General features: G+C 41.2%; 17 protein-coding genes. 14 read left to right on the forward strand and 3 right to left on the reverse strand.

The features are described from left to right. Window positions 1-367 precede the first annotated feature (367 nt). Window positions 368-1,717 carry a glycerol-3-phosphate transporter gene (gene glpT, locus P3L56_RS17985; RefSeq protein ID WP_166684949.1) on the forward strand — a complete coding sequence of 450 codons (1,350 nt, stop codon included), beginning with the start codon at window positions 368-370 and terminating at the stop codon, window positions 1,715-1,717. A gap of 104 nt (window positions 1,718-1,821) precedes the next feature. After that, complete coding sequence (glpQ, locus tag P3L56_RS17990; RefSeq protein ID WP_166684950.1) at window positions 1,822-2,889, forward strand: glycerophosphodiester phosphodiesterase; 1,068 nt, start codon at window positions 1,822-1,824, stop codon at window positions 2,887-2,889. A gap of 67 nt (window positions 2,890-2,956) precedes the next feature. Here the strand turns inward: glpQ and epmA are convergent, their stop codons facing one another. Beyond that, window positions 2,957-3,934 (reverse strand): elongation factor P--(R)-beta-lysine ligase, encoded by a 978-nt coding sequence (gene epmA / locus P3L56_RS17995; RefSeq protein WP_042846358.1) that lies wholly within the window; start codon window positions 3,932-3,934, stop codon window positions 2,957-2,959. Window positions 3,935-4,755: 821 nt separating this feature from the next. Between epmA and frdA the strand changes: the two genes are divergently transcribed. The 5 genes from frdA to P3L56_RS18020 all read left to right on the forward strand — a co-directional run bounded on the left by frdA (window position 4,756) and on the right by P3L56_RS18020 (window position 8,821). Beyond that, complete coding sequence (frdA, locus tag P3L56_RS18000) at window positions 4,756-6,552, forward strand: fumarate reductase (quinol) flavoprotein subunit (protein WP_129466454.1); 1,797 nt, start codon at window positions 4,756-4,758, stop codon at window positions 6,550-6,552. Then, the gene (locus P3L56_RS18005) at window positions 6,545-7,279 is read left to right on the forward strand and encodes a succinate dehydrogenase/fumarate reductase iron-sulfur subunit (protein ID WP_004258616.1); all 735 of its coding nucleotides are present in this window, start codon (window positions 6,545-6,547) and stop codon (window positions 7,277-7,279) included. The genes frdA and P3L56_RS18005 overlap by 8 nt, the downstream gene beginning before the upstream one ends. Window positions 7,280-7,293: 14 nt before the next feature. Then, a complete protein-coding gene (gene frdC, locus P3L56_RS18010; RefSeq protein WP_042846360.1) occupies window positions 7,294-7,689 on the forward strand; it encodes a fumarate reductase subunit FrdC in 396 nt (131 codons plus the stop codon). Window positions 7,690-7,704: 15 nt separating this feature from the next. Beyond that, window positions 7,705-8,058: a fumarate reductase subunit FrdD gene (gene frdD / locus P3L56_RS18015; protein WP_042846361.1), complete on the forward strand. Its 354-nt coding sequence runs from the start codon at window positions 7,705-7,707 to the stop codon at window positions 8,056-8,058. Between the two features lie 364 nt (window positions 8,059-8,422). Next, on the forward strand, window positions 8,423-8,821 hold the full coding sequence (locus tag P3L56_RS18020; protein ID WP_198860930.1) for a hypothetical protein: 399 nt from the start codon (window positions 8,423-8,425) through the stop codon (window positions 8,819-8,821). A gap of 57 nt (window positions 8,822-8,878) precedes the next feature. Here P3L56_RS18020 and tetR read toward each other — a convergent pair whose 3' ends face one another. Next, window positions 8,879-9,481 carry a tetracycline resistance transcriptional repressor TetR gene (gene tetR / locus P3L56_RS18025; RefSeq protein WP_000113092.1) on the reverse strand — a complete coding sequence of 201 codons (603 nt, stop codon included), beginning with the start codon at window positions 9,479-9,481 and terminating at the stop codon, window positions 8,879-8,881. Between the two features lie 80 nt (window positions 9,482-9,561). Between tetR and tet(59) the strand changes: the two genes are divergently transcribed. The 5 genes from tet(59) to P3L56_RS18050 all read left to right on the forward strand — a co-directional run bounded on the left by tet(59) (window position 9,562) and on the right by P3L56_RS18050 (window position 16,067). Continuing rightward, entirely contained in the window at window positions 9,562-10,764 is a 1,203-nt protein-coding gene (gene tet(59), locus P3L56_RS18030) for a tetracycline efflux MFS transporter Tet(59) (protein WP_042846365.1), read from the forward strand. Between the two features lie 79 nt (window positions 10,765-10,843). After that, a complete protein-coding gene (locus P3L56_RS18035; protein WP_129466456.1) occupies window positions 10,844-11,425 on the forward strand; it encodes a TetR/AcrR family transcriptional regulator in 582 nt (193 codons plus the stop codon). 227 nt (window positions 11,426-11,652) lie between these two features. After that, complete coding sequence (locus P3L56_RS18040; RefSeq protein ID WP_166684952.1) at window positions 11,653-13,800, forward strand: TonB-dependent siderophore receptor; 2,148 nt, start codon at window positions 11,653-11,655, stop codon at window positions 13,798-13,800. Between the two features lie 18 nt (window positions 13,801-13,818). Beyond that, window positions 13,819-14,952, forward strand: a complete 1,134-nt coding sequence (locus P3L56_RS18045) for an ABC transporter substrate-binding protein (protein WP_080750897.1) — start codon at window positions 13,819-13,821, stop codon at window positions 14,950-14,952. Beyond that, window positions 14,952-16,067, forward strand: a complete 1,116-nt coding sequence (locus P3L56_RS18050) for a hypothetical protein (RefSeq protein ID WP_129466457.1) — start codon at window positions 14,952-14,954, stop codon at window positions 16,065-16,067. Before P3L56_RS18045 ends, P3L56_RS18050 begins: the two co-directional genes overlap by 1 nt. A 96-nt stretch (window positions 16,068-16,163) precedes the next feature. Here P3L56_RS18050 and sugE read toward each other — a convergent pair whose 3' ends face one another. After that, window positions 16,164-16,478, reverse strand: coding sequence for a quaternary ammonium compound efflux SMR transporter SugE (sugE, locus tag P3L56_RS18055; RefSeq protein WP_125890504.1), 315 nt, complete (start codon window positions 16,476-16,478; stop codon window positions 16,164-16,166). 268 nt (window positions 16,479-16,746) lie between these two features. On the opposite strand from sugE, the gene P3L56_RS18060 reads away from it, so the two are divergent. Further along, window positions 16,747-17,655, forward strand: coding sequence for an EamA family transporter (locus tag P3L56_RS18060; protein ID WP_042846373.1), 909 nt, complete (start codon window positions 16,747-16,749; stop codon window positions 17,653-17,655). A gap of 361 nt (window positions 17,656-18,016) precedes the next feature. Further along, window positions 18,017-20,110 carry a pyruvate/proton symporter CstA gene (gene cstA / locus P3L56_RS18065; protein WP_094301223.1) on the forward strand — a complete coding sequence of 698 codons (2,094 nt, stop codon included), beginning with the start codon at window positions 18,017-18,019 and terminating at the stop codon, window positions 20,108-20,110. Window positions 20,111-20,169 lie beyond the last annotated feature (59 nt).

Consider the following 20,169-nt stretch of genomic DNA (forward strand, 5'->3'; position numbering starts at 1 on the left):
TAAATATAGACCAGAAATGCGACCAATGTTTGATAAGGAACAAAAACGAAAGTGATTGGTACATTTTTAGCGTTGAAAACAACAAATACGTGATGTAAATCACAAAATAATTAACAATTATGGTTCCATTCTATTCACAAATGTCATTTACTATGCAACTTCATAAACAAAATCAATAATTGTGCGTTGGATTACAGATAAATTGTTTTCTAACGACTACAATTTAGAGCAATTAAGAAAATAAAAACTCTTAAATTACTCGATTATTTTCGTTTTTGTTACTTCACCAATAATAAACACTCAATGATTTTCTTAAAAAGAGAAGGAATGAGTGAATAAATAATTTAGCATGCCATCGGAGGCGTATATGTTAAGCATTTTTAAACCAGCACCTCACATACAGAGGCTGCCAGCTGACAAGATAGACCCTGTCTATCGTAAGCTTCGCTGGCAGATCTTCATGGGTATTTTCTTTGGTTACGCAGCGTATTATCTAGTCCGAAAGAACTTTGCGTTAGCGATGCCATATCTTGTTGAACAGGGTTTTTCAAAAGGTGACCTTGGTTTCGCATTATCCGGTATTTCAATTGCCTACGGCTTTTCTAAATTTATCATGGGGTCATTCTCTGACCGTGCAAACCCGCGCTATTTCTTACCCGCAGGTCTGATCCTCGCCTCTTTAGTCATGTTAGTTATGGGCTTTGTACCATGGGCAACTTCTAGCATCATGGTCATGTTCGTTCTATTGTTCCTTTGTGGTTGGTTCCAAGGTATGGGTTGGCCTCCATGTGGGCGTACAATGGTTCACTGGTGGTCACAAAAAGAACGCGGTGGTATCGTTTCTGTTTGGAACTGTGCCCACAACGTTGGTGGTGGTATCCCGCCATTGCTATTCATGTTAGGTATGGCATGGTTTAACGACTGGAAAGCTGCTCTGTATATGCCTGCATTGGCTGCTATCCTTGTTGCGATTATCGCATTTGCATTAATGCGCGATACACCACAATCTTGTGGTCTTCCACCTATCGAAGAATACAAAAACGACTATCCAACAGACTACAAAGAGTCTGATGAACATGAGTTAACCGCAAAAGAAATCTTTATGAAGTATGTCTTCCCTAACAAATTGTTATGGATGATTGCGATTGCCAACGTATTTGTTTACTTATTACGTTACGGTGTTTTGGACTGGTCTCCGACTTATCTGCGTGAAGTAAAACACTTCGCTATGGATAAATCTTCATGGGCCTACTTCTTATATGAATACGCAGGTATCCCAGGAACACTTCTGTGTGGTTGGATGTCGGATAAAGTTTTCCGCGGTAACCGTGGTGCAACAGGTGTGTTCTTTATGACCTTAGTAACCATCGCAACTATCGTATTCTGGATGAACCCAGCGGGTAACCCAAATATTGATATGGCCTGTATGTTGGTCATCGGTTTCTTAATTTATGGCCCGGTGATGTTAATTGGTTTACACGCACTTGAACTGGCTCCGAAAAAAGCGGCAGGTACAGCAGCAGGCTTTACTGGCTTGTTCGGTTACCTCGGGGGTTCAGTTGCGGCAAGTGCTATCGTCGGTTACACCGTTGACTTCTTCGGTTGGGACGGTGGCTTCGCTGTCATGATTGGTGGTTCAGCATTAGCGGTTGTTCTACTGTTTATCGTGATGTTAAGCGAAAGCAAACATAAACGTGAATTAGCAAACTCACAATAAGCATTCATCAAATGTTCATTGTTAATCGCTAGACTCGTGGGCTATATCAAAAAATGATGTAGCCCATTTTTTTTATCCAATTAAAGTGCCAAGGAGATATAATCATGAACTTTCCATTAAAAACATTGGTGGCAAGTATGGTTTTAGTGATGTCAGTGTCTGCCGTAGCTCAAGCTTCAGGTAAAGTCGTCATTGCACATCGTGGTGCAAGTGGTTATTTACCCGAACATACTCTACCCGCTAAAGCAATGGCTTACGCACAAGGTGCAGACTTTCTTGAACAAGATTTAGTCATGACAAAGGATAACGAGCTTGTGGTGTTACACGACCACTATCTTGATCGGGTTACAGATGTTGCCGAACGTTTTCCAAATCGTGCTCGCAAAGATGGCCGTTACTATGCGATAGACTTTACGCTGGATGAAATTAAATCGCTTAAATTCACTGAAGGGTTTGATATTGTTGATGGCAAGAAAGTCCAGAGTTACCCGAATCGTTTCCCAATGGGTAAATCAGACTTTCGTGTTCATACATTTCAAGAAGAAATTGAGTTTGTTCAGGGCTTGAACAAATCCACAGGTAAAAATATTGGTATTTACCCAGAAATTAAAGCACCTTGGTTCCATCAACAAGAAGGGAAAGATATCACTAAAAAAACACTAGAGGTGCTAAAAGCATATGGCTATACCAACAAAGACTCTAATGTTTACCTACAATCGTTTGACCCAAATGATCTAAAACGGATTAAAAACACATTGATGCCTGAAATGGGGATGGATCTTAAGTTAATTCAGTTGATCGCTTACACGGACTGGAATGAAACTCAAGAACAAAAACCAGATGGTACTTGGGTTAACTATAATTACGACTGGATGATGAAACCTGGTGCAATGAAAGAAATTGCCACATACGCTGATGGTATTGGCCCTGATTACCATATGCTAATCGATGAAGAGTCTACCCCAACTAATATCAAAGTGAATGATATGGTAAAAGAAGCCCATGAAAACAAAATGGCAGTTCACCCATTCACCATTCGTGTCGACAAGCTACCTAAATATGCAAAAGATGGGCAGCAGCTTTATGACATCATCTATAACCAAGCAAATGTTGATGGTGCCTTTACCGACTTCCCTGATTTAGGCGTTAAATTTCTAGAACAACAAAAATAGCTTTTATTGGTTGTAAAACAATAATGCAGCCATCTGGCTGCATTATTAGAAACGGTTTATTTCGCTGTTACGCAATAGTAACGGGGAACGCGATGACATCGCTAATCTTTTCTGCATTTAATGCCATCATGATTAACCTATCAACCCCAACAGCAACGCCTGAGCAATCAGGTAAGCCGTGCTCAAGCGCTGACAATAAATGCTCATCAATAGGCTGAATAGCTAACCCCATTGCCGCACGCTTACGGTTATCTTGCTCAAAGCGTTGGCGCTGTTCACTGGCATCGGTTAATTCATGGAAGCCATTCGCTAATTCCATCCCTTTGTAATACACCTCAAAACGCTCTGCTACCCGGTGATCTTCTGTGCTAATCACAGCTAACGAAGCTTGAGTCGCCGGAAAATGATAAACCACTGCCGGCCTTTCTTTACCAATATGAGGTTCAACCCCCATGGTAAATAACAACTGCAATAAGGTATCTTTATCTTCTTCGTTATCAGCGATATTGCTTAAATCTAAGCGTGCAGCGACTTCTCGTAACTCACTTTTCTCTGCTGAAAGTGGGTCAATATCCAGATAACGTAAAAATGCTTGCTGATAAGAAAGCAGCTCGGCACTTTCGCATTCTAAAACCTGTTGTAATAAGTCATCAACTTCATTGATTAAACGGTACATATCGAAATGTGGGCGATACCATTCAAGCATGGTAAATTCAGGGTTATGGTGCCTCCCCGCCTCTTCATTTCTAAAGCTTCGACCTAATTGATAGATAGGCCCACTACCCGCAGCGAGTAAGCGTTTCATATGATATTCAGGGCTTGTCATCAAATATAAATTCAGCCCCTGTGCGGCTCCAGGGCCAACAAAACGCGTTTCAAATGGAACAAGATGAATGTCAGTTACAGTTGCCTGACTCATTGCTGGTGTTTCGACCTCAAGTACACAGCGATCAGTAAAAAAACGCCTGATTTCCGCAATAATTTTTGCGCGCTGTAGCAGGTTAGCGATGGGGGCGGTTGGCTGCCAGTTCGCTATATCACTCATGAAGATAACTCCAAAATAAACTTAGTCGTGCAGTGTACCCACCTCACCTGCAACACACAATGAATTTACACTGATAAAGCATAATTATCTGGGTAAAAAAACATGATTGCTTACGGGCCGTGTTAGACACTAAAGGTGAGTAAAGAGATGCTGATTATCACCTGCTTTACACGATTAGGCAAAGTCTTTACTTTTTAGTAGAAATGGTACCGCTTGTACTAGAATGAACAAAAGAATAAAAAGAACACAAAACATGATTATTTCTTATGTTATGTGACACAACTGTTAATAAAAAAACGAAACGATTCGCTTTCTCAACTTATTTTAGAAATTAAACAATAAAATAAAATTTATCTGCAAAATAAATAGTGAAGCCGCTCGCAAATAAATATTCAATATGAATTAAAATATTCAGCGATAATAACAATATTATTCACTTAAAGTTGATAAAACCCGAGTATTCTACTTGGTTTTATATACTATAATAGTATGTAAATTTAATGATAATTATTTGAAATTCCTTTTTATTCACTGTTAACAAACTAAAAAAACATAAAATGTAAAAACAATTTATAAAAAGAAGATCAAGATCACACTTTATTGCTAATTTTGGCTAAAACCCCCCTCTATATCAAATTTATCTTGGGGACTATTCGTTATAATTCACAGCATGATAAGTCATTATTAGCTATTATATTATTTACTATTAAAAAACAGATATTTTGTCGTTTAGCCCAAAGTTAAATGACAAATGACATAGCTAATTATCAAAAGTATTTAAAAGAATTTATCAATTTACACTTGAACAATGGAGAAGCGCAGTGCAAACCTTCAATGCCGATTTAGCGATTATCGGGGCCGGGGGCGCAGGCTTACGTGCAGCAATTGCTGCCGCTGAAGCAAATCCCAATATCAAGATTGCTCTGGTCTCAAAAGTATACCCAATGCGTAGCCACACAGTGGCCGCAGAGGGGGGATCAGCTGCAGTTACTCAGGCTCATGACTCCTATGACTATCATTTTAATGATACTGTTGCTGGTGGGGACTGGCTGTGTGAGCAAGATGTCGTCGATTATTTCGTCGAACATTGCCCTACAGAAATGACCCAACTAGAACTATGGGGTTGCCCGTGGAGCCGTAAACCAGATGGTTCAGTTAACGTCCGCCGCTTTGGTGGGATGAAAATTGAACGTACATGGTTTGCTGCCGATAAAACCGGCTTCCACATGCTCCATACGTTATTCCAGACATCATTAAAATATCCGCAAATTCAACGTTTTGACGAGCATTTTGTTCTAGATATCATTGTCGATGAAGGTCAAGCTCGTGGCCTTGTTGCACTTAACATGATGGAAGGCACCAAAGTTCAAATCCGTGCGAACTCTATCGTTATGGCAACAGGTGGGGCTGGTCGTGTTTATCGTTACAATACCAACGGTGGTATCGTAACAGGCGATGGTATGGGGATGGCATTTCGCCATGGGGTTCCACTACGAGACATGGAATTCGTGCAATATCACCCAACGGGTCTGCCAGGTTCAGGTATCTTAATGACCGAAGGTTGCCGTGGTGAAGGTGGTATCCTTGTTAATAAAGATGGCTACCGTTACTTGCAAGATTATGGAATGGGGCCAGAAACACCGCTCGGCAAGCCTGAAAATAAATATATGGAACTGGGCCCTCGTGACAAAGTTTCTCAAGCCTTCTGGCACGAATGGCGTGCAGGTCGCACCATTAGCACACACCGTGGTGATGTTGTGTATCTGGATCTTCGCCACCTTGGTGCAGAAAAACTGCATGAGCGTTTACCATTTATTTGTGAATTGGCGAAAGCCTACGTGGGTGTTGACCCAGTCACAGACCCTATTCCTGTTCGCCCAACGGCTCACTACACCATGGGTGGTATCGAAACAGATCAAAATACTGAAACCCGCATTAAAGGCCTGTTTGCAGTGGGTGAATGTTCGTCTGTCGGCTTACACGGCGCAAACCGTTTAGGCTCTAACTCACTCGCTGAGCTAGTAGTATTTGGTCGCTTAGCCGGTGAACAAGCTGCCCGCCATGCTGCTGAGGCAACGCCAGCCAATGCAAATGCTATCGAAGCCCGTACTCGTGATATCGAAGCTGACCTCAGCAAACTCATGAACCAAAAAGGGAAAGAGAGCTGGTCGAAAATCCGTGATGAAATGGGAATTTCGATGGAAGAAGGCTGCGGTATCTACCGTACTCCTGAATTAATGCAAAAAACGGTTGATAAGATTGCTGAACTGAAAGAACGCTTCAAAAATGTCGAAATTACCGACCATAGCAGCGTCTTTAATACTGACCTACTGTACACCATTGAATTAGGCTTTGGCCTTGATGTGGCGGAATGTATGGCTCACTCTGCAATCAACCGTAAAGAATCACGTGGTGCACACCAACGTTTAGATGAAGGCTGTACTGAGCGTGATGATGTGAATTTCCTTAAACATACTTTGGCATTCTATAACCCTGAGGGCTCCCCTCGTTTAGAATACAGTGATGTGAAAATCACGAAATCTCAGCCAGCTAAACGTGTTTACGGTGCCGAAGCTGAAGCTCAAGATAAGGCGAAGAAGGAGCAAGCTAATGGATGATATGAAACACCTAAAAATGGAGATCATGCGTTACAATCCGGAAACGGATAGTGAACCCCATTTGGTGACGTATGATGTCCCTTACGATGAGCAAACTTCTTTGTTAGATGCGTTAGGCTATATCAAAGATAACCTTGCTCCAGACCTGTCTTATCGTTGGTCTTGTCGTATGGCTATCTGTGGTTCTTGTGGCATGATGGTAGATAAAGTCCCTAAACTGGCTTGTAAAACCTTCCTGCGTGAATACCCACAAGGTATGAAAGTTGAGCCGTTAGGTAACTTCCCAATCGAGCGTGACCTTGTTGTTGATATGACTCACTTTATTGAGCGTTTAGAAGCAATCAAACCCTATATTATTGGGAATGATCGCAAACCATCTGAAGGCCCAAATAAACAAACGCCTGCACAGATGGCTAAATACCATCAGTTCTCAGGTTGTATCAACTGTGGTCTGTGCTATGCAGCTTGCCCACAATTTGGACTGAACCCAGAGTTCATCGGACCAGCCGCGATCACATTGGCAGAGCGCTACAATTTAGATAACCGAGACCATGGTGCGAAAGAGCGCATGACCTTGTTAAATGGTGACAACGGTGTCTGGAGCTGTACGTTTGTAGGCTACTGCTCTGAAGTCTGTCCTAAGCATGTCGACCCTGCAGGCGCTATCCAGCAAGGTAAAGTTGCCAGTGCGCAAGACTTTGTTATCGCCATGCTGAAGCCACGATAAGGAGAATTGAAGTCATGACTACGAAACGTAAACCCTATGTCAGAGAAATGAAGGGCGACTGGTGGCAAAAGCTCGGTTTTTACCGCTTTTACATCATGCGTGAAAGCACCTCCGTTCTTCAGGTCTGGTTCAGTATTTTAGTCCTGTATGGGGTGTTTGCGCTTAAAAGCGGTCCTGAGTCTTGGGCTGGCTTTGTTGGTTTTTTAAGTAACCCAATTATTCTTATTATTAACATCATTACGTTAGCTGCAACGCTGCTACATACCACAACGTGGTTCAACCTTGCACCTAAAGCTGTCAGTATTATTGTTAAAGATAAGAAAATGTCTGATGAGCCTATCGTTAAAGGCTTTTGGGCTGTCACGATTGTCGTCACTGCGGCAATTTTAGCTATCGCATTGTTATTTTAATCGAAGGAGAATCTGATGAATCTAACGCCTAAACGTTCCGATGAGCCGATTTTCTGGGGGTTATTTGGTGCTGGTGGTATGTGGAGTGCTGTAATTGGCCCCGCAATTATCATCCTGTTAGGGATTTTAATTCCACTGGGTGTCGCACCAGAAATGCTTAGCTATGAACGCATTATGGCATTTTGCCAAAGCTTTATCGGCCGCGTTTTCTTATTACTGATGATTATTCTGCCAGTATGGTGTGGTATGCACCGTATTCACCATACACTGCACGATTTTAAAATCCATGTCCCTGCAACTAAATGGGTTTTCTATGGCGGCTCAGCGATCATTAGTGTGATCGCAGTTATCGGTGTTTTCACTCTGTAATTGCGAACCTAACAAAATATACATACCCCATTAGCTATTGAGTAATGGGGTATTTTTTATTTAAATAGTGGTATTTTTAAATCATAGATGAATATATTTATCCATCGCTTATAAACAAGAAAACCTTCTATTTTTACGCCAATACACCCTTTTAGCCACCTTAAACTGCATAATTCCCAAGCTAAAAAACATTCAGAATAACCTGAAGTTAAATCAAAACCTTACTTGCTATGATCAATAATACCTTTTAGAAAAGTCATTAATTATCAAATATCAATGTATTAATCATACCCCTCTAAGAATAAAGGATAGCATTCACACATTCTTTATTTTTATCAATATTCTTATGTTAAGAGAAATTTAAATGGAATTTAAAACTCTATTTGTTGCACTATTAATTTCGAGTGCATTCGTATTACCCGCACAGGCTGACTCCTTTTCTGTTAAAAAAGAATCTTCCAACCAAATGCCAACCGAAACAGAGTTGTATAATGACTGCATAAAATCCAATACTTACAGTTACTTACCAACCCCTGGTGAATCCCAGTCTTCCGTAAATAAAAAACGTGCGAAAAGAAAAGCAGCCGTAGAGAAAAAATGTAAATGTGTGGCTCCACGCGAATATAAGCTGTTAAAAGATATAGTAGGAAATGACCTCAATTCTTTTACGGCAAAAATGCAAGCCGATGAACAACTCGCGATGGCAACAGCTAAAAAATTGGTAGAACAAAAACGCCAAATTGAAAAACAATGTTCTAAATAAATCCACCACTCGCACAAATCCCCCCTATTGTGCGAGCCTAAAAACACAGACACCTTATCACTGCTTTTCGAAACCATTAATCAATGCTTCTAAACCAAATAAAAAAGCCTCTGTGCCATCATCTTGATCCATAATTTGCAAAGCATCTTTTAATAGTCGAGGCATCGTATCATCTGCTATTTGTTGCCTATCATTAAGTGCTGCGATATGTTCTTGCTGCTCTAACACAGAACCTAACGTAAAATGACCAACCGCGCTTATGGCATATAACCCACATTTCAATGAAAAACCATTGTCCACCATAAACTGCAACTGCATTTCTACGGTGTCATATTGGTCTGAACTCGGGCGAGTCCCTAAATGCACTTTTGCGCCATCACGGTAACTTAATAATGCATCACGAAAGCTCAATGCATTATTACGTAAAAATTGTTGCCACGTTTCCCCAACTGCGGGTAATGAATGGCGATGATTGCGCTTTAGCATTTCAACAGATAATGCATCCAACAATGTGCGCTTGTTCTTCACATGCCAATATAGTGTAGGCTGCTCTACGCCCAGTTTTTGAGCTAGTTTTCGCGTTGTCAGCCCTTCCATTCCCACTTCATTTAGCAACTCTAATGCCACTGTGATGATGGTTTCTTTATCTAATCGCGCCATACTGCCCTCTCTTTTTTTCTATTGACACTCTATCACTGATAGGGATATATTCCAACTCTATCAATGATAGAGAAAAAACGATGAATAAATTTGCGATCACCGCTTTAACGATCACCGCCCTAGATGCTATGGGGATCGGCTTGATCATGCCTGTATTGCCTACATTGTTACGTGAATACGTGTCGGCTGAAAATTTAGCAAATCATTACGGTATCCTGCTGGCACTGTATGCCATCATGCAGGTTTTTTTTGCTCCTCTACTTGGCAAATGGTCTGATAAATTCGGGCGCCGACCAATATTACTACTATCTCTTGCAGGCGCTGCTGTGGATTACACTTTGCTTGCATTATCTAGCTCACTTTGGATGCTATACGTTGGGCGATTAATTTCTGGAGTTACTGGCGCAACAGGTGCGGTCGCCGCTTCTGTTATTGCTGACAATACTGCTTCACAAGAGCGTACTAAGTGGTTTGGACGCTTAGGGGCGGCTTTTGGTATCGGGTTAATCGCTGGCCCTGCAATTGGCGGCTTTACAGGGCAATTCTCAGCTCACCTTCCTTTTATTATTGCTGCCATTTTAAATGCGCTCTCTTTTTTAGTTATTATGTTGATATTTAAAGATAATAAAATCAAAAATACTGAAAAAAACACCACAGAAACAGCAGAAAATTCGCGACCTTTCCTGCAAGTGATCAAGCCAGTCATACTATTGTTATTTATCTTTTTTATGACTCAAATGATAGGGCAAATTCCAGCAACGACATGGGTGTTATTTACGGAACATCGTTTTCAATGGGGCAGTATGGAGGTCGGCCTATCTTTAGCGGGGTTAGGCATCATGCATGCCTTGTTCCAAGCATTTGTAGCGGGCGCAATCGCCAAGAAATTCAATGAAAAAGTGACGATTATTGTGGGCTTTGTTGTTGATGGAGCAGCATTCATTATTTTGTCATTATTGACAAAGGGTTGGATGATTTACCCTACATTAATCTTACTCGCCGGCGGCAGTATTGCGCTACCAGCCTTACAGGGGTTAATGTCAGCTCAAGTCAATCAAACTAACCAAGGTAAGCTACAAGGCGTTCTAGTCAGCTTAACCAATACGACGGGGGTGATCGGCCCATTATTATTTAGCTTTATTTTTGGTCAAACACTGGCAAGTTGGGATGGCTGGATATGGATGATTGGTGCGATAATGTATGTTTTATTGATTGTATTTATTTTATCTTTTTATAGAAGCACCAAAAAGATAGTTAAAATAGCGAAGCTACCAGCGAGCTAAGTTTTAGCATATCAATATTAAGTGCTATGATACCCCTATCAGATTTGCTTTTAGCACAAGATTTTAAGAGACAAACCCTATGACATTACCCCCTAAAAAACCAAGAACAAAACCTGCGGAAGAAAGGCTAGATGACCTAATGAATGCAGCGGAAAAACTGTTTCTTTCTAAAGGGTTTGTGAGTACCACCGTCAGCGAAATTGTTTTATCAGCTGATGTAGCAAAAGGGACCTTTTATCATTATTTTCAATCTAAAAATGATATCATGGAAGCCCTGCGCACACGCTATATGGACTGGTATTTAGGCCATATTCAAACGGCTTTAGATAGCCAAACAAGCGCCTGTGAAAAATTAAAAGCATGGTGCGAAAATAGCGTCAAATACTATGTCGAAAAACAAAATATTCACGACATGTTATTTCATGACGAATACCACGGCCGCAGCAATGATCATGAAACCCGTGCCGTTGAGCAGATTAAAACTATTTTAGCTTTTGGCGAACAAAACAAAGCATGGCCAGAGTTGCCTAAAGAATTGATGTCGACAATGATTTACCATTCGATGCATGCTGCGGTTGATAATTTATCGACTAGCACCGAATACAATCAACATAATTTAGGCCAAATCCTCTACCAGCGCTTTAGCCAACTTCTAAAATAATTTAGCCATCCATGCAGTGATACCTCGCTGCATTTCTCATATTTTTCCTTCTCTTACATTATCTATTTTTATTTAGATATCAAACTATTACTTAACTCCCTTTTTTATAGGCTCATTACACCTCATTATTTAAATGCAAATGATTATTAATTATATTGACCGACGGTCGGTTTGCGATCTATGCTAACGAAATTAAAATTTCACATTAACCCATTGGCTTGGATTGTATGAACAACTTTGTCTCCAAAAACAGTACCCTATCAACGGTTAGCATGCTCGTTTGTACGCTACTTTACTCAAACACTGCGTGTATGGCCGCTAAAACCGATGTATTGGTCGTCACTTCCAGTGAAAATAATAATGATTCTCCCAGAGGATATGCCAACAAAACACAATTCACGGCAACTAAAGGTTCTGCATCCTTATTGGAAACTCCACAATTTGTTTCAGTTATCAAACGTGAACAAATGGATACATTACCTTCAGAATCGATCAGCCAAGCCCTACGCTATAGCGCCGGAGTGACTAGTGAGAAATTTGGTGCGTTTGGTAACGGTATCGATTTTTCAAAAATTCGAGGGTTCGATGCTGACTATTATTTAGATGGGCTACGTGTCATAGGTAACAGCGGAATTTGGGGGCCACAAATCGATTCATGGACCTTAAATAGTATTGAAGCCGTTCATGGGCCTTCATCTGCACTGTATGGTCAAGGGGGAGCAGGTGGAGTCATCAATATGCAATCTCGCCGACCAAGTGCCAACGAATCACATCAAATTCAGTTCCAAAAAGGTAATTTTGATAACGATTCAATAAAATTTGATACAACAGGCGCATTAAATGATAGCGAAACTTTGCTTTATAGAATGGATGGGTTAGCGCTATCCACTGATTCGCAAATCAATTCTTCCAAGCAATCTCGCTATTTGCTCGCGCCATCCCTCACGTGGCAACCCAATGAAAAACTCAGTTTGACTGTCTTAAGCCAATACCAACGCGACCCCCATATTGGCCACTATAATACACTACCCGCTCAAGCGATTGGTTTATTACCGAATCGAAACGGAAAACTGGATTTTACACAAAACTACAGCGACCCTAGACATGAGCAATCTGAGCGAACTCAATGGTCTATCACTTCTTTGATCGACTATCAAATCACGCCATTTATTACTTTTAAACAAAATATACGCTATTCCGATGTTGATACGCATATTAAACGTGACTTCACTCGTGGTTTTTTAGCCAGCGATCAGCGACTCACAGCGGTTTATCAAGACTCGCCAAGCCATTCAAAAACTTGGGTTGCTGATAACCAACTCATTTATCAACTTGATACTGGCCCTATTCGTCATCAACTGCTCTTTGGTTTTGATTACCAAACTGGACAGCTCGATAAAGACTGGTGGGGATCACAAACTGTGAGCTTTGACCCATGGGTAAAACCTCATCACCCTGAGTTTAGGCCTTATCCGGTATCTCGCACATCAACAACTCAACGCTTTGATCGCTATGGTGTTTATCTACAAGATCAACTCAGTTGGCAACAATGGGATCTGCTACTTAGCGGTCGCTATGATTGGTCGTATCTCAATACCGATAATAACCTGACAAACACCACGCAAAAAAATGATACCTCCGCATGGAGCCAACGCGTTGGGCTAACATATTCCTTTGAAAGTGGGTTTTCACCGTGGGTTAGTGTATCTGACAGCTTTGACCCTGTTTTAGGTACCGATGCAGAGGGGAAACCCTTTATTCCAACTGAATCAAAACAAACAGAATTAGGGATAAAATACCAAAACCAATCTGGTGATTTGATGGTAAGCCTTGCCGCCTATGAGCTTGAGCAAAAAAATGTCACCACTCATAACCCACTAAACCCTGATTACTATAATCAAACGGGTAAAATTCGTTCTCGAGGCATCGATTTTGAAAGCCGGTTTGCTATTACTACTTCGCTAAATATGATGCTCAATTATGCCTATACGGATAACAAAATTACACAAAGCCAAGACCTTTCGGTGCTAAATAAGCACCCTGTTCAAGTTCCTAAACACAGCGGTTCTGCATGGGTAGATTACCGCTTTCATTCCCCTTATTTAGAAGGTGCGTTAGTCGGAGTAGGAGTACGTTATTTAGGTGCAACATGGGGTGACAATACCAACACCTTTAAAGTCCCTGCAGTCTGGCTAGGAGATGTTAGCGCTAGGTACCAAATGGATGCGCTTATCCCTGAATTAACAGGAATGGAACTCGGGGTCACCGTAAGTAACATTACCAATAACCCCTATGTTGCTAGCTGCACCAGTTCTACCTATTGCAGCATAGGTACCAATAGAACGTTATTTGCCACGCTCAATTACTATTTTTAATAGGTTAGTTAAACAGTTATGACCGTTTCCAAAAGGGACTTCATCAAAGCAGGGTTGGCGACCATGGCACTTACCTTAGTGTCATCCCCTTCCTTGGCAGAAAAAAAACGCAGCATCACAGATATCCTTGGGCGCTCCGTCGATTTTTCCAAAAAACCTGAACGCATCTATTTGGCTGATCCTTCACTAATTTTTCTTTACGCTGTGCTAAATAAGAAAAATTTTGTCGAAAAATTAGTCGCCATCCCAAGCAACTTCCGTTCCGCTGATTTGCGTAGTTATCAGCAGTATTGTAAGGCTTTCCCAGCTCTGCAAACTCTCCCTCACCTTCCCCCAATTGGCGGAGCTCAAGCCAATTTAGAAATAATTTTAACGCTAAAACCAGAGATGATTTTCACAACGACAGGGACATTTGCAGGGTTACAAGCGAATGGATTACTAGCGATATTACAACGTGCAAATATACCCGTGATTGCCCTCGATATGAGTATTGATCCTATCGGTAATACACCCAAAAGTGTTGCCATTATGGCAGAGGTTTTTCAACAGCAAGATAGCGCCAAACGTATTAATCAATTTATTAAAACGCAGTTGGAAATGGTCGAAAACCGTTTACGAGACGCAAAACCTAACATGCCTAGCGTCCTTCTGGAGCGAGCAGCGGGTTTTACTGACGAGTGTTGTTTCGCTTATGGAAATGGGAATTTTGCCCAATTTCTCACGTTCGCAGGCGGCGTAAATATTTCTGAACAATATATTCATGGGACTTATGGCATTCTTAATCAAGAAACCATTATCCATACCGAAGCGCAAATGGTGATTGTGACAGGAACGGATTGGAGTGGCTATAACCCAAAAGGTGGCTGGGTTGGATTAGGCCCGGGGGCTGATTTAGCCATTGCGAAGCAAAAGCTAAAACAACTAATGGTACGTAATGCATTTAAGACACTAAGTGCCGTGAAACGGCAACAGGTTCATGCCATTTGGCATACCTTTTATGACAGTCCTTTTGGCTTTATCGCAGTGTTAAAGTTCGCCAGTTGGCTCCACCCAACGTTATTCGCTGACCTTGATGCCGATAAGGTTTTTAAATCCTTCACTGAACAATTCTTACCCATCAAATGGGAAGAAGGCTATTGGGTTTCACTTTAATGAAAAAGGCTAATATGACCATGATTTATTCTCCTGATCCATTACGTCAACAAGTTGAAAAACAAAGTAATGGCCAACGCACCATTATTTATAGCCCCAAGGGGCAACCTAATTATGTTTTTATCGTTCCTCGTTTTAACTTAGAAGATATCGATAAACGTCTGGGCAATGGCCCCCACCCTGCATTTATTATCAATAACCATCTTATTGATGCCTTTTTCTATTCTTGCTACGCCGCCAGCTTACATGATGGCGAATTAGTGAGTCAGCCGAATCAAATACCTGCATGTAATTTTGATTTACTACAATTTCAATTATTAGCTAAACAAAGTGGCAAAGGCTGTCATGTCAGTAGCAATGCAGAATGGTGCGCCATTTCAGCATTAACCAATCAACATAATGGCATTGTTCAAGGCAATACCGATTATGGTCGTAATTATTATTCCCATAATGAATTCACTCCGCGAATAGATGGCCTTGCCACGGGTGATTTACATGGAACGCCAACAACCCGAACCAATGCACAGTGGGAAAACTGGCACCACAATAACCAACTAACAGGGATCAGCGATTTAGTCGGTAACCTTTGGGAATGGCAAACTGGCGTTCGGTTACATGCAGGGGAAATCCAAGTGATCCCAAATAATGATGCCGCCATCAACTTAGAGTGCTCATCAACAAATTGGCGTGCTATCAACATGACTACAGGTGAGTATATCCCGATAAACCATTCAACAAGTGCCAAATATGATTCACCTAACTCTAAAACTGATGGTAATGCAGGAACCCCGATCATTTCACAGAATATTTTGAATTTTAACGGCGAGCCAAGTGATTCCAGTTATCCCGCGGGTCTACTCGATAGCCCTTTTCGTTTACTTGATAGAACAAGCCAAGAGCAAATCCCTACTTTACTGAAAGTACTAGGCCTTGCTCCTTATAAAGCGAAACTAACAGATGACCAAATTTATCTACGCAACTACGGTAAGCGTGCCCTAATGCGTGGAGGTGCATGGTATTCACGAACTAGTGCAGGTATTGATTCCCTGTGCCTTAGCCACACTGAACACCATAAAAGTACGACGGTAGGAGCTAGAACAGCTTGGATACTCTAGTCTGTAAATTAATATTGCTAGCCCCTATAGGGGAACTAGCAATATATAACAATAATAAAGCAGGTAAGATGAAAACCACCCGCTTGTTTTAAATAGTTAACTCGACACTTTTAAGCCAATTAAACCCGTAATAATCAAAGCTAGGCTTAATAAACGGAACATATTCGCTGATTCACCCAGGAAAATAATCCCAACAATTGCAGTACCAACAGCACCTATACCCGTCCAAATTGCATAGGCAGTTCCTACTGGTAGGTCACGCATGGCGTAAGCTAATAACCCCATACTGGCGATAATCGCAATAATGGTAATAATACTGGGTGTTAAACGCGTGAAACCATGAGTGTATTTTAACCCTACAGCCCATACTACTTCTAATAAGCCTGCAAATAAAAGAATGATCCAAGCCACTTGGGTTACTCCCGTTAATTACTCGGGGCCGTCCCCATATTTGAATGACGTTTATTCAGGTCGTCCTGAATACGTGTGATGTGTGAATACATTATAAACCTTCGTTAGCGCTGACTCAAGCCACGAAAAATAACAAATAAGCGCAAATCAACCATAAAATTCAACATTTTTATACCGTTTTTTATTATTAAGCATCATAACCATCGCACTCAAAATTATACACATGTAAAGTAGATGTTTAATCTGGCAAGTTAATCGAGAAAATAGCATGAGTCTCAGAGACATCTTACTCGCCCTTTGTGTGGTGGTTATTTGGGGTGTTAACTTCGTTATCATTAAACTCGGCGTTACCGCACTTCCGCCGTTATTATTAGGTGCATTACGCTTCATGTTTGTGGCCTTCCCTGCTATTTTTATTTTTAAGCGCCCCAAAATTCCGCTCAAATTATTACTTCTCTATGGACTTACCATCAGCTTCGGTCAATTTGCCTTCTTATTTTGCGCGATTAGAGTGGGTATGCCTGCGGGTATAACCTCTGTCATATTGCAATCCCAAGCTTTCTTTACCCTATTACTTGGCGCAATAATTTTAAAAGAATCATTGCAACCGACTCACTTCATCGGCATGTTTATTGCCATAATAGGGTTAACCATATTAGCCAATGGGGCAACCGCTGGTGGATTAGATGATATACCGCTACTTGGGCTAGCCTTTACACTGATCGCGGGGCTTTCTTGGGCTTGCGGTAACATTACTAATAGGATCATTATGCAACATAAAGGGGCTGAAAAATGCAGTGCCTTGTCCTTAGTAAGTTGGAGCGCGCTAATCCCTATTATTCCATTCTTAATAAGTTCTTGGGTTTTAGAAGGGGAAGATGCCATCGTAGACGGACTTACTGGTTTTAATTGGTCCATATTTGGCGTTATTTTATATCTTGCTTATTTATCTACTTTTGTTGGCTATGGGCTATGGGGGATCTTACTTGGCCGCTATGAAGCGTGGCGAGTTGCGCCATTCTCTTTGCTCGTTCCTGTATTTGGTTTAAGCAGTAGTGCTTTATTCCTTGATGAACATATTAATGGCATACAAATCGCCGGGCTTATTTTAATTATGTTTGGCTTAATTATAACGCTTTTTGGTAAAAAAATTATTCTCAGCCTAAGGCATGCTTAAAGTAGCCGATTTAATTACCGAGAGTTTTATCTTTCGGTAATTAAATCCCCCCTCATAAAGTATTTTATTTCTGACTATTATTTAGTTCAAAAATCCACACTAAATAAAACTTATGGTTTAATTAAAAAAAATAGCAAGTCTTTAGCTTAAAATCCGATAAAATCCAGTCGCTAATGATAAATTAGTGAAGCTCACTGCAATTATAGAATTGTTCTCACAATTTCCAATAGGTGTCTCGTTTTAGCTACTTTTCCTTTAACTTAAATTAGCTATATCTTCCTTGTTCTACTTAAATAAATAGTGATTAAGTAACATTTAAATAGATAACAAAGCGCTGTTAACTGAATAAATGGGGATGGCTATGGGTAAACAATTAATTTGGATTGTACTCGCTTTACTTGGTGCATTTTCACTAGGTTATATTGCCTTAAATCGCGGTGAACAGATCAATGCTCTGTGGATTGTTGTTGCTGCAGTATGTATTTATCTCATTGCATACCGCTACTACGGGCTATTTATTGCGAAAAAAGTATTACAAGTCGATTCAACACGTATGACGCCTGCAATTCGTCATAATGATGGGCTCGACTACGTACCAACAGATAAAAAAGTATTATTTGGTCACCATTTTGCCGCTATTGCTGGAGCAGGCCCTCTTGTTGGTCCGGTTCTTGCTGCCCAAATGGGGTACTTACCGGGTATGCTCTGGTTGTTAGCAGGAGTAGTACTGGCAGGGGCTGTACAAGACTTTATGGTGTTATTTGTTTCGACGCGACGAGATGGGCGCTCTCTTGGAGAGTTAGTTAAGGAAGAAATGGGTAATACAGCAGGTGTGCTGGCATTAATTGCATGCTTTATGATCATGGTGATTATCTTAGCGGTACTGGCCATGATTGTCGTTAAAGCGCTAACCCATAGCCCATGGGGAACTTACACTGTTGCTTTCACTATCCCATTAGCCATTTTCATGGGGATTTATACTCGTTATATCCGTCCTGGGCGTATTGGCGAAGTATCGATTATTGGGTTAATTTTCCTTGTCTTTGCCATTATTTCTGGAGGATGGGTTGCTGAAAGTGAAACGTGGGCACCTTATTTTGATTATACTGGTGTCCAATTAACGTGGATGTTAGTGGGGTATGGCTTTGTTGCTGCGGTACTTCCTGTTTGGTTACTCCTTGCTCCACGAGACTACCTTTCTACCTTCTTAAAAATCGGTACTATTATTGGCCTTGCTATTGGTATTTTGATTTTAAATCCTAATCTACAAATGCCATCACTAACGAAATATATTGATGGTACAGGCCCCGTTTGGGCAGGGGATTTGTTCCCATTCTTATTTATCACTATTGCCTGTGGTGCTGTTTCTGGCTTCCATGCGCTGATTTCTTCAGGCACAACGCCGAAAATGTTAGCAAATGAAAACCAAGCCTGCTTTATCGGTTACGGCGGTATGTTAATGGAATCATTTGTTGCCATCATGGCGCTAGTCGCAGCTTGTGTGATTGACCCTGGTGTGTATTTTGCCATGAATAGTCCAATGGCAATGTTAGCCCCCGCCGGTACACAAGATGTTGTTGCCTCTGCGGCTCAAGTTGTAAGTAGTTGGGGTTTCCAAATTACGCCTGAGCAGTTAAATACAATAGCTCATGAAGTCGGTGAGAGCAGTATTATCTCACGGGCAGGAGGAGCACCGACGCTTGCTGTCGGAATGGCCTATATTTTACACGGTGCACTTGGTGGGTTGATGAATGTCGCCTTCTGGTACCACTTTGCTATTTTATTTGAGGCGTTATTTATTTTAACTGCAGTTGATGCAGGAACACGTGCCGCACGTTTTATGCTGCAAGACTTGCTTGGGGTGGTGTCACCGTCACTAAAACGAACAGACTCACTACCTGCAAACTTAATAGCAACCGCACTATGCGTACTGGCATGGGGATATTTCCTGCATCAAGGTGTTGTCGACCCTCTGGGCGGGATTAACACACTATGGCCACTATTCGGTATCGCAAACCAAATGCTAGCAGGTATGGCATTAATGCTCTGTGCTGTGGTACTGTTCAAAATGAAGCGTCAACGATACGCATGGGTTGCATTGATACCAACAGCTTGGTTATTGATTTGTACTATGACAGCTGGTTGGGAAAAAACCTTTAGTGAAGATGCCCGTGTTGGCTTCTTAGCTGTTGCAAATAAATTCCAAGCAATGATTGATAGTGGAAATATTCCAGTTCAGTACACCGAATCTCAACTCACGCAGTTGATTTTCAATAACCGTTTAGACGCTGGCTTAACTATTTTCTTTATGATTGTTGTGGTATTACTAGCTCTTTTCTCCATCCGCACTGCGTTGAAGGCCTTAAAATCTGACCAACCAACTGCGAATGAAGTACCCTACGAGCCAATGCCAGCCAACTATGAAGAAATCGTGGCAAATACACGACATCATTAATACACTGGAGATTGAGAGTTGAGCAGTTTTGTTTTAAATATTTAGTTTTTAAGTATTTA

It is taken from the genome of Providencia sp. PROV024 (genome assembly GCF_032709665.1).
Taxonomy (GTDB): domain Bacteria; phylum Pseudomonadota; class Gammaproteobacteria; order Enterobacterales; family Enterobacteriaceae; genus Providencia; species Providencia huashanensis.

Excerpts from the sequence above, each read along its gene's own strand:
- glpT (WP_166684949.1), top strand. The coding sequence starts at position 368 with ATGTTAAGCATTTTTAAACCAGCACCTCACATACAGAGGCTGCCAGCT.
- glpQ (WP_166684950.1), top strand. The coding sequence starts at position 1,822 with ATGAACTTTCCATTAAAAACATTGGTGGCAAGTATGGTTTTAGTGATG.
- epmA (WP_042846358.1), bottom strand. The coding sequence starts at position 3,934 with ATGAGTGATATAGCGAACTGGCAGCCAACCGCCCCCATCGCTAACCTG.
- P3L56_RS18005 (WP_004258616.1), top strand. The coding sequence starts at position 6,545 with ATGGATGATATGAAACACCTAAAAATGGAGATCATGCGTTACAATCCG.
- frdC (WP_042846360.1), top strand. The coding sequence starts at position 7,294 with ATGACTACGAAACGTAAACCCTATGTCAGAGAAATGAAGGGCGACTGG.
- frdD (WP_042846361.1), top strand. The coding sequence starts at position 7,705 with ATGAATCTAACGCCTAAACGTTCCGATGAGCCGATTTTCTGGGGGTTA.
- P3L56_RS18020 (WP_198860930.1), top strand. The coding sequence starts at position 8,423 with ATGGAATTTAAAACTCTATTTGTTGCACTATTAATTTCGAGTGCATTC.
- tetR (WP_000113092.1), bottom strand. The coding sequence starts at position 9,481 with ATGGCGCGATTAGATAAAGAAACCATCATCACAGTGGCATTAGAGTTG.
- P3L56_RS18035 (WP_129466456.1), top strand. The coding sequence starts at position 10,844 with ATGACATTACCCCCTAAAAAACCAAGAACAAAACCTGCGGAAGAAAGG.
- P3L56_RS18040 (WP_166684952.1), top strand. The coding sequence starts at position 11,653 with ATGAACAACTTTGTCTCCAAAAACAGTACCCTATCAACGGTTAGCATG.
- P3L56_RS18045 (WP_080750897.1), top strand. The coding sequence starts at position 13,819 with ATGACCGTTTCCAAAAGGGACTTCATCAAAGCAGGGTTGGCGACCATG.
- P3L56_RS18050 (WP_129466457.1), top strand. The coding sequence starts at position 14,952 with ATGAAAAAGGCTAATATGACCATGATTTATTCTCCTGATCCATTACGT.
- P3L56_RS18060 (WP_042846373.1), top strand. The coding sequence starts at position 16,747 with ATGAGTCTCAGAGACATCTTACTCGCCCTTTGTGTGGTGGTTATTTGG.
- cstA (WP_094301223.1), top strand. The coding sequence starts at position 18,017 with ATGGGTAAACAATTAATTTGGATTGTACTCGCTTTACTTGGTGCATTT.